Below are 14,488 nucleotides of genomic sequence, written 5' to 3' on the forward strand. Positions count from 1 at the left end.
CGGGGCGGCCGGTGCCGCCCCGCCCGCCCGTCGTCGTGCGGGTCAGCCGGCGACGGCGGCGGCGGGCCGGTCGCGCCGGGCCGCCGCGTCGAGCGCGGCGGCGGGGGCGGCCGGGTCGAGGCCGCGGGCCAGGAGCCGCACGGCGAGGCAGACCTCCCACGCGAAGACGGGGAGGGCCGTCACCATCGCCGCCGTCGAGAGCTGCTCCATGACGCCGAAGAGCTGCGCGGTGCCGGCGGCGAGCACGAGCGGCCCGCCGACGAGCCCCAGGGTGCTGATGAACCGCGGAACGAGCCGGGAGCGGTGCAGGACGAGCGCCAGGACGGTCGTGTTCGCCCCGCACACGAGGCTCGGCCCGATGAGGAACGTCCACTCGTGCATGCTCACGAGCACCCCGGCCAGCGCGACGAGGCCCGCCGGGTCCTCCGTGCCCGACGCGACGACCTCCGCGCGGGCGGTGACGAGGGCCAGCAGGGGCACGACCCCGGCAACGATGACGGCGGCCTCCAGGGTCCGCAGCGCGGCGTAGCCCAGGCCCATCGCCGTGTCGACGTGCCGGACGAGGGCGAACATCGTCACGCCGGTGCCGACGATGCCGAAGGCCAGCAGGACCTCGAGCAGCGCCCCCAGCAGGATCCGCCCCGGGTCGCCGCCGCCCAGCACGATGCCGGGGTCGCCGAGCACCTCGCCGTAGAGGGCGAGCGCGGGGATGGACGTGACGTGGGTGAGCAGGAACAGGCCGCCCGCGACCTGGGCCGTCCGTCTCGTCGTGGCCATGGTGGTGCTCCTCGTCGTCCGGAGGTGTACGGCGTACACCTTCATGACGGTGACGCTAGGCGTACGGTGTACACCGGGTCAAGGGGGAGTCCGTCGAGGGGCCGATCGGAGGTGCGCCGGTGGCGGAGCGGGGCGAGGGGACGGGGCGGCAGCCGCTGACGCGGGACCGGGTGCTGCGCACCGCGGTGGCCGTCGCCGACGAGCAGGGGCTGGAGGCCGTGAGCATGCGGCGGCTCGCGCAGGTGCTCGGCGTGGTGCCGATGGCGCTCTACAAGCACGTGGCGAACAAGGACGAGCTGCTCGCCGCCATGGTGGACGCGGTCGTCACGGAGATGGGTGCCGGGTCCGCGACCGTCGGGGACGACGGCTGGCGGCCGGCGCTGCGCGGACGCGTGCTGGCGGCCCGCGAGGTGCTGCTGCGCCACCCCTGGGCGCGCCGGGTCATGGAGGAGCAGGTGAGCCCCACGCCGGCCGTGCTGGCCCACCAGGACGCGATGATCGGCCTGCTCCTGGCGGGCGGCCTGTCCGTCGACCTCGTCCACCACGTCATGCACGCCCTGGGCAGCCGGGTCTTCGGCTTCTCCCAGGAGCTCTACGACGCGGCGCCCGCGCCCGTCGACCCCGAGCTGCTCGCGGTGATGGCGGAGCGGATGGGGGCGATGTTCCCGAACATCGTGGCCGTCGCGACGAGCCGCCCGCACGACCCCGCGACCGTCGTCGGCCCGACGGGGTGCGACGACCGGTTCGAGTTCGAGTTCGCCCTCGACCTGCTGCTGTCCGGCGTGGAGCGCCTCCACGCGGAGGGCTGGACGTCGGCCCCGGTCTCCCGCTGACCGGCGCCGACGGGCGCCGACCGGCGCCGGTGGGCGCCGACGGGCGCCGACGGGCGCCGACCGGCGCCGGTGGGCGCCGACCTGGGTCGACGGCCGAGGCGGCTCAGCGCACCCGGCGGGCGACCTCTCCGACGAGGCGCCCGGCAGCCACGCGGAGCCCGAGCGCGACGACGGGGCGCAGGAGCGCGGCGGTGAGCCCGGCGGGCAGCGGGCCGGCCAGGTGCACGTCCACCGTCCACGTGACGGTGCTGCCCTCCCCGGTGGCGGCCGGCGCGACCTCGAGGCGGGTCGCGCCGAGCAGCGCCGGACCCGTGCGGGTCTGCACGGCCGTCCCGACGCCGGTGCCCGCCGACGGCGCGGTGAAGGCGTCGACGCGGGACCGGTCCGGCAGGCCCGGCGCGCCGCGGTCGGTGAGGGGGCCGAGCAGCGTCGTCACCGTCGTGCCCGTGCCGAGCGGCAGGCCCGTCACCGCCGTCCGGCTCAGCGGCACCCAGCGGGCGCGGTTGCGCGGGTCGGACACCAGCGCCCACGCGGCGTCGACGGGCAGGTCCAGAGTCCTCGTCACCGCGGCGGGGCGTGTCATGGGGCGACCCTCTCACGCCGTCGGGCGACGTCCGGGCGGGTCCGGTGCCCCGCCCGCGGGCCCTCCGAGCGGGCGACCACGGCTCGGGGAACCCCGGAGAACTGGTCCGCGGGGACGGGAACACCTGGTCGCACCGCGCCGTTGAGGCCTTCTGCGTGCCGGTCCATGACCCCCGGGCTCAACCCTCGCCGCTACGAGCGGCCTCGCGCCGTGAGGCGTCTGCCGGTGCGTGCAGGACGGTGACGGGCGGCGACCGCGAGGTCGTCGCCCGTCGTCGTGCCGGCGGTGCGCGCGGAACGCTCGTCCCCGGCGCCGGTCGTGACGGCTCCCGACCGTTGACACGGCGCGGCTCCCGGGTGATCCTGGAAACGTTCTCAGCACGGGTCCCCGCCCGTGGGCCGGCTCGACGACGAGCCGCCGGGCGGGGTCGTCCCGGCGCCCGCGACGCACGCGCTGCGTCGCGACCGCTCCGGCCCGTGCCGAGGCGAGGCACGACCTCGAGGGAGATGACGCATGGCTCGTCGCCGCACCACGGTCGCCCTGCTCGCCGCCGCGCTCGCCGCCACGGGAGGCCTGCTCGCCGCCCCCGCGCTGGCCGCGGACCAGGGCACGGTCCGCCAGGTCTCCACCTCCTCGGAGGCGGTCGGGGAGATCGACTACACCGTGTACCTGCCGCCGGGCTACGACGAGGAGCCGGGGCGCGAGTACCCGACGCTCTACCTGCTGCACGGGCGCGGCGACACCATGGCGGCCTGGCCGCGGGTGGCGGGCGACCTCGACGAGCTCATCGGCTCGGGGGCGATCCAGCCGCTCGTCGTCGTCATGCCGGACGCCCCGTGGAACGACCGCGGGAACTGGTACACGGACTCCCTCTACACCGGCAGCCGCGGCGCCGGCCCCGGCGTGCCCGTGGAGACGGCGTTCACGCGCGACCTCGTCGCCCACGTCGACGCGACGTACCGGACCGCGGAGGACCGGGCCGCGCGGGCCGTGGGCGGCTACTCCATGGGCGGCGCCGGGGCGCTGCGCTTCACGCTGGCCCACCCCGACGTCTTCTCCGCCGCCATCGTGCTGTCCGCCGCCGTGTACGAGCCGACCCCGCCGCGCGACTCCTCGACGCGCGACTACGGCGCGTACGGCGTCGGCCAGCGCCTCTTCACCCCTCAGCGGTTCCGCGAGCTGTCCTACCCGGCCGCGCTCGCGGCGTTCGACCCCGCGCTGCCCGTGCACCTGTTCGTCGCGGTCGGCGACGACGAGTACGCCAACCCGGACCCGCGCGACGCCGAGCACGACCTCGACATGGAGGCGGCCAAGCTCTACACCGCGGCCCGCCGGGTGCCCGGCGTGACGGCGGAGCTGCGCGTCCTCGACGGCGGCCACGACTGGGACGTGTGGCAGCCGGCCTTCCGCGAGGGCGTGGTGGACGTGGCGTCACGGCTGCGCGCCTCCGAGGCCGAGCCGTGGAGGGCCGAGCTCGTCGGGACGGCCGCGGACGACCGCGCCGGCGGCCTGGCGGTCGTCGCGGACGGGGCCCGGACCCTCGCGGTGAACGCGGGGGCCTCCCTCGACGGGGCCCCGCACGCCGGCGGGCTGGACGTGACGCTCACCCGCCGGGCGGCGGACGGCACCACGGCCTGGCGGCACGACGTCGCGACGGCGGCGAACGACCGTGCCTACGGCGTCGTGCCGGGTGCCGACGGCGGTGTGCTCGTCGCGGGCTACACCCGGGGCGACCTCGACGGCGCGCACCCCTCGGGGGCGAGCGACGACGCGTTCGTCGTGGCGGTGGACGCCGAGGGGCAGCGCCGCTGGACGCTGCAGACGGGCGACGCGGGGGCGGCCGACCGCCTCTACGCCGTGGCGTCCGACGGCGCGGGCGGTGCGCTCGTCGCCGGCTACACGAGCGGCTCCTTCGCCGGGACCCCGAGCGCGGGGGACAAGGACGCCGTCGTCGCCCGGGTCTCCGCGGACGGCGAGGTGCTCTGGTCGACGCAGCTGGGCGGCCCCGGGGAGGACAAGGGGCTGGCGGTGGGCCTCGCCCCCGACGGCTCCGTGTGGGCGGCGGGCAGCGCCGGCGCGGCGCTCCCGGGGCAGCCGGGCCTCGGCGGGATGGACGGCTGGGTCGCGCGGCTGTCGGCGGCCGGCGAGGTCGCGTGGCTGCGCCCGGTCGGCACGGCGGCGACGGACGCGATCGCCGGGCTCGCCGTGCGCGAGGACGGCTCCGCGGTGCTCGTCGGGCACACGGGCGGGGACCTGGCCGGCGCCCGGGGTGGGGACGACGTCCTCGCGCAGGCGGTCGCGCCGACGGGGGAGGTCCTGTGGACGCAGCAGCTCGGCGGGCCGCAGGACGACCGCGGCGCCGCCGTCGTGGCGGGGGAGGCCGGTGCGGTGACGCTCGTCGCGACGACGGACGGCGCCCTCGGCGTCCCGGCCGGCGGGACGGACCTGGCCGTCGTCGACCTGGCGGCCGACGGCACGCCGGGCGCGTGGCGGCAGCAGGGCTCGGCGCAGCGCGACGGCGCCGACGAGTTCGCCGAGGCGAACCTGTTCGTCACCCGCGGCGAGGACGGGTCGGCGTGGCTGACGGCGCTGACCGCCGGGGCGCCCGCCGGTGCGACGAACGCCGGCGCCGGGGACGTCGTCGTCGCACCGCTCGACGCACCCGACGGGGGCGGCGACGGGGGTGCGGGGAGCTGACCGCGGGCCGCCTCCGCCGCGTGCCCGGGCCTGCGGCGGAGGGAAGGCCCGGCACGACCTAGGCTCGGGGCATGGCGACGTTCTCCGCCGTGACACGGCAGCACATCCTCCAGGCGATCGCCGAGCACGACGCCCGCGGCCCCGAGGACTTCCTCGGCGTCCACGGCTTCGCCCGGGTCCCCGGCGACACGTTCGAGCACGAGGGCCGCGTGTACGAGGCGACGGCCGTCGTGGGTGTGGCGCACCGCTACGCCACCGGCCGCGTCGCGACCGCCGAGGAGTTCCACGGCGGGCCCGAGGCCACCGCGGCGCTGCTGCGCCGCCGCGGGTTCGAGGTGCCCGAGCCCGAGCCGGTCCGCCCCTGGGGTGCGGTCGCCGGGCGGGCCCCGGCCGCCCGGTCCACCGCGCCGCGGGCCCCCCGGGCGCCGCGGGCCGCCGCCGACCCCGCCCGGCGGCGGGTCCCGGTGCGCGAGGAGGTCGTGCGGACCTGCCCGACGTGCTTCATGGCCCTGCCGGCGACGGGGATCTGCGACAACTGCGCCTGAGCGCCTGAGCGCCTGAGCGCCTGAGCGCCTGAGCGCCTGAGCGCCTGAGCGCCGGTGCGGCCGGCGGGTCAGGCCGGGCCGGGCAGGCCCAGGCGGCGGCCCTCGATGGCGGGGCAGCGGTCGGTGACGAGGTCCAGGCCGGCGGCCCGCGCCCGCTCCTCGGCCTCCGCGTCGTGGACGTCGAGCTGGAGCCACACGGCGGGCGCGCCGACGGCGATCGCGGCGTCGACGACCCCGCCGACGCGGGCGTTCGCGACGAACACGTCGACGACGTCCACCGGTCCGGGCACGTCCGCGAGCGAGGCGTAGCCGCGGGCGCCGTGCACGGTCTCCGCGCGCGGGTGCACCGGCACGATCTCGTGCCCCAGCTCCTGCAGGTAGCGGGCGACGCCCCACGCGGGCCGCGAGGGCGTGTCCCCGAGCCCGACGACGGCCCACCGGCCGGGGGTGCTGAGGAGGCGTCGGACGAGGTCGTCGCTCATCGCCCCAGGCTGCCACGCCGTCCGTCCCGCCGGGCGTCACAGCCGCGCTCGTTGCGTCGCGCCCGCCGCGTCCCGTACCTTCTGCCAGGTAAGCCTCACCTAACCCGCTGAGGTGGACGTGGCGCCGTGCGCCCGCTCCGCCCCGGGTCCCGCGGTCCGGAGCCCCGGCCGCCCTGCACGCCCAGAGCGGAGTTCGCCATGCCCGCACGCCGGACCCTGTCCGCGTCCGCCCTCGCCCTCGCCGGTGCCCTCGCGCTCGCGGCCTGCGGCTCGTCCGCCCAGCCCGCCGCGGAGGACACCTCCGCCGCGCCGTCGGGCTCGGCCTCGGACGCCGGCACCACGACGATCGAGCACGCCTTCGGCACGACGACGATCGAGGGCACGCCCGAGCGTGTCGCCACCGTCAACTGGGCCAACCACGAGGTGCCGCTGGCCCTCGGGGTGGTGCCCGTCGGCATGGCCGCGGCGAACTTCGGCGACGACGACGGCGACGGCCTGCTGCCCTGGGTCGAGGAGCGCCTCACCGAGCTCGACGCCGAGACCCCCGTGCTCTTCGACGAGACGGACGGCATCGACTTCGAGGCCGTCGCCGACACGGACCCCGACGTCATCCTCGCCGCGTACTCCGGCCTCACGCAGGAGGACTACGACACCCTCAGCGAGATCGCGCCGGTCGTCGCCTACCCCGAGAGCGCCTGGGCCACCCCGTGGCGCGAGGTCATCACGGTGAACGCCGCCGGCATGGGGATGGCCGAGGAGGGTGAGGAGCTCGTCGCGAGCCTCGAGGCGGAGATCGAGGAGGCCGTGGCCGGCTACCCGCAGCTCGCGGGCCGCTCGACGATGTTCCTCACGCACGTGGACCCCACGGACCTGTCCGAGGTGAGCTTCTACACGGCGCACGACACCCGCGCCGCGTTCTTCGAGGACCTGGGCCTGGCGACGCCGGCGAGCGTGGCGGAGGCCTCCGCGAGCAACGACCAGTTCTCCGGCACGGTCAGCGCCGAGAGGGTCGACGTGTTCTCCGACGTCGAGATCATCGTCACGTACGGCGACGAGGAGCTCGTCGCGACGCTCTCGGGCGACCCGCTGCTGTCGCAGATGCCCGCCGTCGCGAACGGCGCCATCGTCTCGCTGCCCGGCTCCGACCCGCTCGGCACCGCCGCCAACCCGACGCCCCTGGCGATCTCGTGGGTCCTCGACGACTACCTCGCGCTCCTGGCGCAGGCGGCCGACGCGAGCGCCACCGCCTCGTGACCCTCCGGTGACCACGACCGCGACGGGTCCCGCGACCCTCGCCGCACCCGGCCCGGCCCTCGCCCTCGTGCGACGGCCGGGCCGCGTGCGTGCCCTGTGGCTCCTCGCCGTGCTCGCGGTGCTGCTCGTCCTCGTGGCGCTGTCGGTGACGGTCGGGTCGCGCGCCGTGGGGTTCGCCGACCTCGTCGCGGGGCTGGGCGGCTCGACGGAGAACCTCGGGCAGGCCGCGGTCGTGAAGCGGGTGCCGCGCACGGTGCTCGCGCTCGTGGCCGGGGCGGCGCTCGGGCTGTCCGGCGCCGTGATGCAGGGGGTCACGCGCAACCCGCTCGCCGACCCCGGGATCCTCGGCATCACGATGGGCTCGTCCCTGGCCGTCGTCGCCGGGATCGCGCTGCTCGGCCTCTCGTCGGCGTCGGCCTACGTGTGGCTGGCGGTCGCCGGGGCGGCGGTCGCGGCCGTGTTCGTGCAGGCCGTGGGCTCGCTGGGCCGCGGTGGTGCGACGCCGTTGAAGCTCGCGCTCGCCGGCGTGGCCACGTCCGCCGCGCTCACCTCCTTCATCACGGCGCTCACGCTGCCGCGCGGGGACATCTCCGCCACCGTCCGCTCGTGGCAGATCGGCGGGGTCGGCGGCGCGTCCTTCACCTCCCTCGGGCAGGTGCTGCCGTTCCTCCTCGTGGGCGCGGCCCTCAGCCTGCTGTCGGCGCGCGGGCTCAACTCGCTGGCGCTCGGCGACGAGACCGCGGCCGGGCTGGGGGAGCGGGTCGCGGTCACCCGCGGCGTGGCGGCGCTGGGCGCCGTGCTCCTCTGCGGGGCCGCGACCGCGGTCACCGGGCCCATCGGCTTCGTCGGGCTCGTCGTACCGCACCTGTGCCGCCTCCTCGTCGGCGTCGACCACCGCTGGCTGCTGCCGTTCTCGGCGCTCACGGGCGCCGGCCTGCTCGTCGCCGCGGACGTGCTGGGGCGCGTCGTCGCCCGGCCGGGCGAGGTCGACGTCGCCATCGTCACCGCCCTCGTCGGGGCGCCGTTCTTCATCCACGTCGTCCGCCGGCAGAAGGTGCGGTCCCTGTGAGCGCGCCGACCACGACGACCCCCCGGCCCGTCGCGTCCGGGCCCCTCCCGCAGGCGTCGACCGCCGCGACCGCGGCCCGGATCGCGGCCGGGCGGCGCGGGCGCCTGCGCCGGCGGAGCGTCGTCGTCGCCGTGCTCGCCGTGCTCGTCGTCGTCGTGCTGCTGGCGAGCCTCATGGTCGGCCGGACCTTCTACGGGCCGCTCGAGGTGCTGCGCGTGGTGGCGGGGCAGGACGTGGACGGGGCGACCTTCACCGTCGGGACGCTGCGGCTGCCGCGCGCGGTGCTGGCGCTCGTCGTCGGGCTGGCGTTCGGCCTGGGCGGCGTCACGTTCCAGACGATGCTGCGCAACCCGCTCGCCAGCCCCGACGTCATCGGCATCACCGCCGGGGCCAGCGCCGCGGCCACGGTCGCGATCGTCGTGCTCGGGCTGAGCGGCACCGCGGTCTCGGCCGTCGCCATCGCCGCGGGGCTGGGCGTCGCGCTGCTCATCCACCTCCTGTCCTCGCGGAGCGGCGGCGCCGGGACGCGCCTGGTGCTCGTCGGGATCGGCGTCGGCAAGATGCTCGAGAGCGTCACCCTCTGGGTGCTCCAGCGCGCCGGGCAGTGGGACCTGCAGGAGGCGCAGCGCTGGCTCACGGGCAGCCTCAACGGCTCCACCTGGGAGGCGACGTGGCCCACGGCGGTGGCGCTGGTGGTCCTCGCGCCCGTGCTCCTCGCGCGGTCGCGCGACCTCGAGGCGCTGCGGCTCGGCGACGACGCCGCGGCCGCCCTCGGGGTCCGGGTCGGGCGGACGCGGCTCGTCGTCGTGGTCGCCGCCGTGGGCCTCATCGCGTTCGCCACGGCCGCGACCGGGCCCATCGCCTTCGTCGCCTTCCTCGCCGGGCCGATCGCGGCGCGGGTCGTCGGGCCGCACGGCTCGCCTCTGCTGCCGGCGGCGCTCGTCGGGGCGCTGCTCGTCCTCGTCGCGGACCTCGTCGGGCAGTTCGCCCTCGGCACCCGGTTCCCCGTCGGCGTCGTCACGGGCGTGCTCGGCGCGCCGTACCTCATCTGGCTCATCGTCCGCACCCACCGCGCCGGAGGCTCCCTGTGACCACCTCGCACACGCTCGTCGCCGAGGGGCTCACGGTCGGCTACGGCGACCGGACCGTCGTGCACGACCTGTCCCTCGTCGTGCCGCCCGGGTCGGTCACCGCGATCGTCGGTCCCAACGCCTGCGGGAAGTCCACGCTGCTGCGCGCGATGGCGCGCCTGCTCGCGCCGCGCGGCGGCCACGTGCTGCTCGACGGCGCCGCCGTCCACCGCACGCCGGCCAAGGCGCTCGCGCGCACGCTCGGCCTGCTGCCGCAGTCGTCCATCGCGCCGGAGGGCATCACAGTGGCGGACCTCGTCGGGCGGGGGCGGCACCCGCACCAGGGCCTGTTCTCCCGGTGGACGCGCGAGGACGACCTCGCCGTCGCGGAGGCGCTGGAGGCCACGGACACGGTGCAGCTGGCGGAGCGGCCCGTCGACGAGCTCTCCGGCGGCCAGCGCCAGCGCGTCTGGATCGCCATGGCGCTCGCGCAGCGCACCGACGTGCTGCTGCTCGACGAGCCGACGACGTTCCTCGACGTCAGCCACGGGGTCGAGGTGCTCGACCTGCTGACGGACCTCAACCGCGCCCGCGGCACGACCGTCGTCATGGTGCTCCACGACCTCAACATGGCGGCCCGCTACGCCGACCACCTCGTCGCGATGGTCGACGGCGCCGTGCACGCGTCCGGCGCGCCCGCCGACGTCCTCACCGAGGCGTGCGTCCGGACCGTCTTCGGCCTCGACTGCCGCGTCGTGGAGGACCCCGTCTCCGGCCGCCCGCTCATGGTGCCGATCGGGCGCCACCACGCGGGCCGGGCCGCGGCGGGCGCGGAGCCGGACGGGGCGGACGGGGCGGACGGGGCCGTCGGGGCCGGCTCCGCCCCCGACGGGGCGCCCGTCCCGGCCGCCGGGGACGTCGCCCTCGTCGGGCGCGGCCGGTAGGCCCCGCCGGGTCCCTCAGCCCTCGACGACCGGCACGTCCGTGAGCCGGAACGGCGCGGAGAGGGGCTCGACGCCGCCGTAGGCCTCCAGGCGGCGGGGGGCGACCTCGACGACGACGGTGTCCGTGCCCGGGTCGGGCCACACGACGCTCAGCACGTACGTGGTCCCGGGGGCGATGCCGTTGAGGGACCGGTCGGTGAGCGGCTCGCGGGTCCCGCGCTCGGCGCTGCGCAGGTAGTCCAGCGGGTAGAGGCGGTTGCTGCCCACCGGGATGGTGAGGTTCGTCGCGGAGTAGACGAGCGTGGGGTCGAAGGCACCGCGCGAGTCCCAGGCGCCCGTGGCCATGGCCGTGAGGGAGAGGTCCGTCGCGCCGGTGTTCGTGATCTCGAGCTCCCCGACGAGGCGCGCGCCCAGCCGGCGCACCTCGGGCAGCCGCACGGTGAAGGTCTGGTCGTCGTCCTGGACGGTGACGCCCTCGGCGCCGGTCCCCACCGGTCCGGCGGGCTCCGCCAGCGCGGCGCCCTCGTCGGCGAGGACGGGCCCCTCGGGGGCTGCGGGCTCCGTCGGCACGAGCACGACCTGGACGCGGCGGTTGGCCGCGCGCGCGGCGGCGTCGCGGCCCTGGGCGACGGGCTCCGACTCGCCGCGTCCCTCGACGGCGACGGTCCAGCCCGACAGGTCGACGAGCTGCGCCAGGCGGGTGCTCACGGCGGCGGCTCGCCGTTGCGACAGGTCGAGGTTGTAGGCCTCGTCGTCGACGTCGTCCGTGTGGCCGACGACGGTGAGCGTGCCGCCCGTGCCGGGCCCGACCTGCGCCGCGAGGGCCGAAAGGGCGCCCTCCGCCTCCGGGCCGAGGGCGTCGGAGTCGCTGGCGAAGAGCACGTCGGAGGACACGTCGACCGTGACCTGCTCCGGCGTCTCCCGCGTGCGCACCTGGCCGCCCAGCGCCTCCGTGAAGCTCTCCACGGGGAGCACCGGCGCGACGTCGACGGGCCCGTCGGCCAGCTCCTCCGGCGGCACCGTCAGGGTTCCGGCGTCCTTCGCGTCCACGACGGGCACGTCGGCGACGGTCCCGCCCTGCGCGAGCACCACGTCGACCGTGTCGCCCTCCGGCACGGCGAAGGCGACGTGGAGGACGTCCACGTCCTCGCCGACGGCCGCCTCCGCGGCCTCCGTGGCGGGGCCGCCCGGGTCCTGGTTCCCCGTCATGACCAGGCGGTCCTCCGCGGTGCGCGCCGCCAGGAGCACCGTGCCGGGCGCCCGGTCGAGGAGCCGGACGCCGTTGGGGCCCACGTTGTTGATGCTCTCGAAGACCTCGAAGAACGCGAACACCAGCGGGGTGTCCTGGGGTGCGGCCGCCAGCCGCAGCACCGCCACGTCGTCGTGGACCGCGAGGGGGCCCACCTCGAGCTCGAGGCGCTCCCCCTCGAGCCAGGTGTCGACGACGACCGGCGCCACCGCTTCGGCCGTCGGGGTGGGGGTCGGCCGCGGCGTGCGCGTGGCGCCCGTGGCCGTGCCCGTGGAGGTGCCCTCGGGCGAGGGGGCGGCGTCCCCGTCGCCCCCGGTGCAGCCCGCGGCCACCAGGGCCACGAGGGCCGCCGTCGCCACCCCGCGCGTGCGGGCGCGTCCTGCCGTGCGTGCCGGTTCCGCCCTCATCGGTGCCCCCTGGTCTCGACCGGGGGCCGACCCTACCGGGGCGGCCGCGGCGGCCGGGGCGGCCGCAGCTCGGCGGCGGGTGCCGGCTCCGCACGGGTGAACCTGGGGGACCGTCACCCGTCCGGCGGTGCTCCGGCGACGAACAGCGTCTGACGGCTCCCGCCCGAGGCCCTGGACGACGGAGTTCAGACATGCGCAAGCGCCTCGCCCTCCTCACCGCCGCGGCGGTCCTCCTGCCCACGGCCGCCGTCGCGGCGGGCGGCGGCTTCCACGCCGACCTCGACCCGGTCCCGCACGACCACGTCGCCGACGGCGGGTCGGACGTGCAGGGCCACGCCGACCTGGCCCTGCGCGGCACGCGGCTCACCATCGACCTGCGCGCCACCGGCCTCACGCCGAACGAGCCGCACGCCATGCACATCCACGGCGAGCTGGCCGCCCTCAACGAGTGCCCGGACCCCTCGGCCGACGCGGACGGCGACGGTCTCATCTCCCTGCAGGAGGCGGCACCGGACTACGGCCCCATCGACGTCTCGCTCACGACGTCCGGCGACACGAGCGCCGCCAGCGGCCTCGCGCTCGAGCGCTTCCCGGTGGCGGACGCGCACGGTGTCGTCGAGTACCACCGCACCGTGACGATCCCGAAGGACCTGTCGAAGAAGCTCGGCGAGCTGCACGTCGTGCTCCACGGCACGGCGCTGCCCGACGGCGACGACACCTCGCTCACCAGCCTGTTCGAGGCCACCCTGCCCGTCGCCTGCGGCACGATCGACCGCAGCGGCGGCGCGCACCTGCGCTGACGCACGACGACGCCCGCCCCCGCCGTGCCGAGCACGGACGGGGGCGGGCGTCGTCGCGCCGGGCCGGAGCCGGCCGACCGGGGCGCGTCAGCGGGCGGCGACCGGGAGGGGCTGCTCGATCTCGGCCGGGGAGCCGGCGCGGGACACCGCCTCCCCGTAGGAGATCTGTCCGGCGTGCACGAGCGCGTTGAGCGACATCTCGAGGGTCTGCATGCCGAACGAGAGCCCCGTCATGATCTGGTTGCGCAGCTGGTGCGACTTGCCCTCCTTGATGAGGTTGCGCACCGGCGGGTTGGCGATCAGCACCTCGTGGGCCGCGACCCGGCCGCCGCCGAGGCGGGGGACGAGGCGCTGGTGGACGATCGCGGTGAGCGTGCTCGCCAGCTGCACGCGGATCTGCGGCTGCTGGTCGGCGGGGAAGACGTCGACGAGGCGGTCGACGGCCTGCGCCGTGTCGTTCGTGTGGAGGGTCGCCAGGACGAGGTGGCCGGTCTCGGCGAGCGTGAGGGCGAACCGGATGGACTCCAGGTCGCGCATCTCGCCGACGAGGATGACGTCGGGGTCCTCGCGCAGGGCGCTGCGCAGCGCGTGGGGGAAGCTCTCCGTGTCGTCGCCGACCTCGCGCTGGCTGACCGCCGAGCGCTGGTGGTCGTGCACGTACTCGATGGGGTCTTCGATGGTGAGGATGTGGCACGCGCGGTTGCGGTTCACCCAGTCGACGATGGACGCCAGCGTCGTGGACTTGCCCGAGCCCGTCGGGCCGGTGACGAAGACGAGGCCCTGCTGCACCGTGCCGAGGTTGCGCACCGCCCAGGGGAGGGCGAGGTCGTCGAACGACGGGATCGTCCGCGGGATGATGCGCAGCGCGACGGCGACGGCGCCCTTCTGACGGTAGGCGTTGCCGCGGACGCGGGCCGTCTCGCGCCAGGTGAAGGAGAAGTCCACCTCCGCGCCGGCGGCGAACTGCTCGCGCTGGCGATCGGAGAGGAGGGCCTCGGCGAGTGCGGCCGTGTCCTCGTCGGTGAGGCGCTGCGCGCCCTGCGGCGGGTGGAGCGAGCCGTCGACGCGCAGCAGCGGCGCGCTGGCAGCGGTGAGGAGCAGGTCCGACCCGCCGGCGGCCCAGAGGGCGGCGAGGAGGTCGTCGACCCGCGGGTCGAGCGCGACGTGCGGCACGGTGGTGCTCCGTCCTGGGGGTGCGTCGATGGGGTGGTGTGCCGACGGCCCGGCGACCGAGGTCGCCGGGCCGTCGGGTGGGGGCTCGATCAGCAGGTGGTGGTGAACTTGCCGCTCGTCGCGTCGAAGGTGACCGTGCCGGTGAAGGTCGGCACCTCCTCGATGTACTTGGCCGTCTTCAGCTGGCCCATGGCAACACCGGTGTCGGTCGTGGAGAGCGCGGGGGTGGCGTTCGAGGCGATGTAGGCAGACTGCGCCACGTTGACCGTCTTGAGGTTCGACTCGCACGCCCGCTTCGTCGCATCGGCGCGGAAGGTGCCGACGCCGAAGACGACGATGCTGGCGAGGATGCCCAGCACGACGATGACGATGAGGAGCTCGATGAGCGTGAAGCCGGACTCGCCGTTCTCGCGCGCCTCGCGCAGGGACCGGGCACGGTTCTGGAGCTGCAGCATGGTGGTGCCTTTCTGGTGATGACGAGCGGGGGTGGGAGCGCCCATTCCTCGACCTCGAGGAATGGTGCGACCGCGTCGGTTTCGCCACTCGCTCCCCGCGGCCCAGGCAACCAGATGGAGGCCGGCGGATCAGTGCGTCACGGTCTGACA

At 76.5% G+C, this 14,488-nt stretch carries 14 protein-coding genes and 1 riboswitch; of the genes, 8 read left to right on the plus strand and 6 right to left on the minus strand.

The window, feature by feature from the left end; all coding sequences use genetic code 11:
• Window positions 1–42: 42 nt before the first annotated feature.
• Window positions 43–777, minus strand: a complete 735-nt coding sequence (locus EJA20_RS09615) for a DUF4386 domain-containing protein (protein WP_164983914.1) — start codon at window positions 775–777, stop codon at window positions 43–45.
• A gap of 119 nt (window positions 778–896) precedes the next feature.
• Here EJA20_RS09615 and EJA20_RS09620 point away from each other — a divergent pair, with 119 nt between their 5' ends.
• Window positions 897–1,610, plus strand: coding sequence for a TetR/AcrR family transcriptional regulator (locus EJA20_RS09620; RefSeq protein ID WP_129337939.1), 714 nt, complete (start codon window positions 897–899; stop codon window positions 1,608–1,610).
• Between the two features lie 103 nt (window positions 1,611–1,713).
• Here the strand turns inward: EJA20_RS09620 and EJA20_RS09625 are convergent, their stop codons facing one another.
• Window positions 1,714–2,193, minus strand: a complete 480-nt coding sequence (locus EJA20_RS09625) for an SRPBCC family protein (RefSeq protein WP_129337940.1) — start codon at window positions 2,191–2,193, stop codon at window positions 1,714–1,716.
• A 513-nt stretch (window positions 2,194–2,706) separates the two neighbouring features.
• Between EJA20_RS09625 and EJA20_RS19750 the strand changes: the two genes are divergently transcribed.
• The gene (locus EJA20_RS19750) at window positions 2,707–4,890 is read left to right on the plus strand and encodes an alpha/beta hydrolase-fold protein (RefSeq protein ID WP_129337941.1); all 2,184 of its coding nucleotides are present in this window, start codon (window positions 2,707–2,709) and stop codon (window positions 4,888–4,890) included.
• 71 nt (window positions 4,891–4,961) lie between these two features.
• Window positions 4,962–5,435, plus strand: coding sequence for a ScoMcrA-related endonuclease (locus tag EJA20_RS09635; RefSeq protein ID WP_129337942.1), 474 nt, complete (start codon window positions 4,962–4,964; stop codon window positions 5,433–5,435).
• A gap of 68 nt (window positions 5,436–5,503) precedes the next feature.
• On the opposite strand, the gene EJA20_RS09640 is transcribed toward EJA20_RS09635, so the two are convergent.
• Window positions 5,504–5,917, minus strand: a complete 414-nt coding sequence (locus EJA20_RS09640; protein ID WP_129337943.1) for a CoA-binding protein — start codon at window positions 5,915–5,917, stop codon at window positions 5,504–5,506.
• Between the two features lie 198 nt (window positions 5,918–6,115).
• On the opposite strand from EJA20_RS09640, the gene EJA20_RS09645 reads away from it, so the two are divergent.
• The 4 genes from EJA20_RS09645 to EJA20_RS09660 are packed head-to-tail and all read left to right on the plus strand — an operon-like array spanning window position 6,116 to window position 10,254.
• Window positions 6,116–7,171 (plus strand): iron-siderophore ABC transporter substrate-binding protein, encoded by a 1,056-nt coding sequence (locus tag EJA20_RS09645; RefSeq protein ID WP_129337944.1) that lies wholly within the window; start codon window positions 6,116–6,118, stop codon window positions 7,169–7,171.
• A gap of 7 nt (window positions 7,172–7,178) precedes the next feature.
• Window positions 7,179–8,240, plus strand: coding sequence for a FecCD family ABC transporter permease (locus tag EJA20_RS09650; RefSeq protein ID WP_129337945.1), 1,062 nt, complete (start codon window positions 7,179–7,181; stop codon window positions 8,238–8,240).
• On the plus strand, window positions 8,237–9,331 hold the full coding sequence (locus EJA20_RS09655; RefSeq protein ID WP_129337946.1) for a FecCD family ABC transporter permease: 1,095 nt from the start codon (window positions 8,237–8,239) through the stop codon (window positions 9,329–9,331). The genes EJA20_RS09650 and EJA20_RS09655 overlap by 4 nt, the downstream gene beginning before the upstream one ends.
• Window positions 9,328–10,254 (plus strand): ABC transporter ATP-binding protein, encoded by a 927-nt coding sequence (locus EJA20_RS09660; protein WP_129337947.1) that lies wholly within the window; start codon window positions 9,328–9,330, stop codon window positions 10,252–10,254. The genes EJA20_RS09655 and EJA20_RS09660 overlap by 4 nt, the downstream gene beginning before the upstream one ends.
• A gap of 15 nt (window positions 10,255–10,269) precedes the next feature.
• On the opposite strand, the gene EJA20_RS09665 is transcribed toward EJA20_RS09660, so the two are convergent.
• On the minus strand, window positions 10,270–11,910 hold the full coding sequence (locus EJA20_RS09665) for an OmpA family protein (protein ID WP_129337948.1): 1,641 nt from the start codon (window positions 11,908–11,910) through the stop codon (window positions 10,270–10,272).
• 191 nt (window positions 11,911–12,101) lie between these two features.
• Here EJA20_RS09665 and EJA20_RS09670 point away from each other — a divergent pair, with 191 nt between their 5' ends.
• Entirely contained in the window at window positions 12,102–12,710 is a 609-nt protein-coding gene (locus EJA20_RS09670; protein WP_129337949.1) for a hypothetical protein, read from the plus strand.
• An 87-nt stretch (window positions 12,711–12,797) separates the two neighbouring features.
• On the opposite strand, the gene EJA20_RS09675 is transcribed toward EJA20_RS09670, so the two are convergent.
• Entirely contained in the window at window positions 12,798–13,883 is a 1,086-nt protein-coding gene (locus tag EJA20_RS09675; RefSeq protein WP_129337950.1) for a type IV pilus twitching motility protein PilT, read from the minus strand.
• A gap of 89 nt (window positions 13,884–13,972) precedes the next feature.
• Complete coding sequence (locus EJA20_RS09680; protein ID WP_164983915.1) at window positions 13,973–14,338, minus strand: type II secretion system protein; 366 nt, start codon at window positions 14,336–14,338, stop codon at window positions 13,973–13,975.
• Between the two features lie 64 nt (window positions 14,339–14,402).
• Window positions 14,403–14,487: riboswitch (cyclic di-GMP riboswitch) on the minus strand.
• Window position 14,488: the final 1 nt, after the last annotated feature.

Source organism: Cellulomonas endophytica (genome assembly GCF_004123805.1).
GTDB lineage: Bacteria > Actinomycetota > Actinomycetes > Actinomycetales > Cellulomonadaceae > Cellulomonas > Cellulomonas endophytica.

Bases quoted from the DNA above. Each gene is read 5' to 3' on its own strand.
- EJA20_RS19750 (WP_129337941.1), top strand. From the start codon at position 2,707: ATGGCTCGTCGCCGCACCACGGTCGCCCTGCTCGCCGCCGCGCTCGCC.
- EJA20_RS09645 (WP_129337944.1), top strand. From the start codon at position 6,116: ATGCCCGCACGCCGGACCCTGTCCGCGTCCGCCCTCGCCCTCGCCGGT.
- EJA20_RS09670 (WP_129337949.1), top strand. From the start codon at position 12,102: ATGCGCAAGCGCCTCGCCCTCCTCACCGCCGCGGCGGTCCTCCTGCCC.
- EJA20_RS09680 (WP_164983915.1), bottom strand. From the start codon at position 14,338: ATGCTGCAGCTCCAGAACCGTGCCCGGTCCCTGCGCGAGGCGCGCGAG.
- EJA20_RS09640 (WP_129337943.1), bottom strand. From the start codon at position 5,917: ATGAGCGACGACCTCGTCCGACGCCTCCTCAGCACCCCCGGCCGGTGG.
- EJA20_RS09665 (WP_129337948.1), bottom strand. From the start codon at position 11,910: ATGAGGGCGGAACCGGCACGCACGGCAGGACGCGCCCGCACGCGCGGG.
- EJA20_RS09615 (WP_164983914.1), bottom strand. From the start codon at position 777: ATGGCCACGACGAGACGGACGGCCCAGGTCGCGGGCGGCCTGTTCCTG.
- EJA20_RS09635 (WP_129337942.1), top strand. From the start codon at position 4,962: ATGGCGACGTTCTCCGCCGTGACACGGCAGCACATCCTCCAGGCGATC.
- EJA20_RS09625 (WP_129337940.1), bottom strand. From the start codon at position 2,193: ATGACACGCCCCGCCGCGGTGACGAGGACTCTGGACCTGCCCGTCGAC.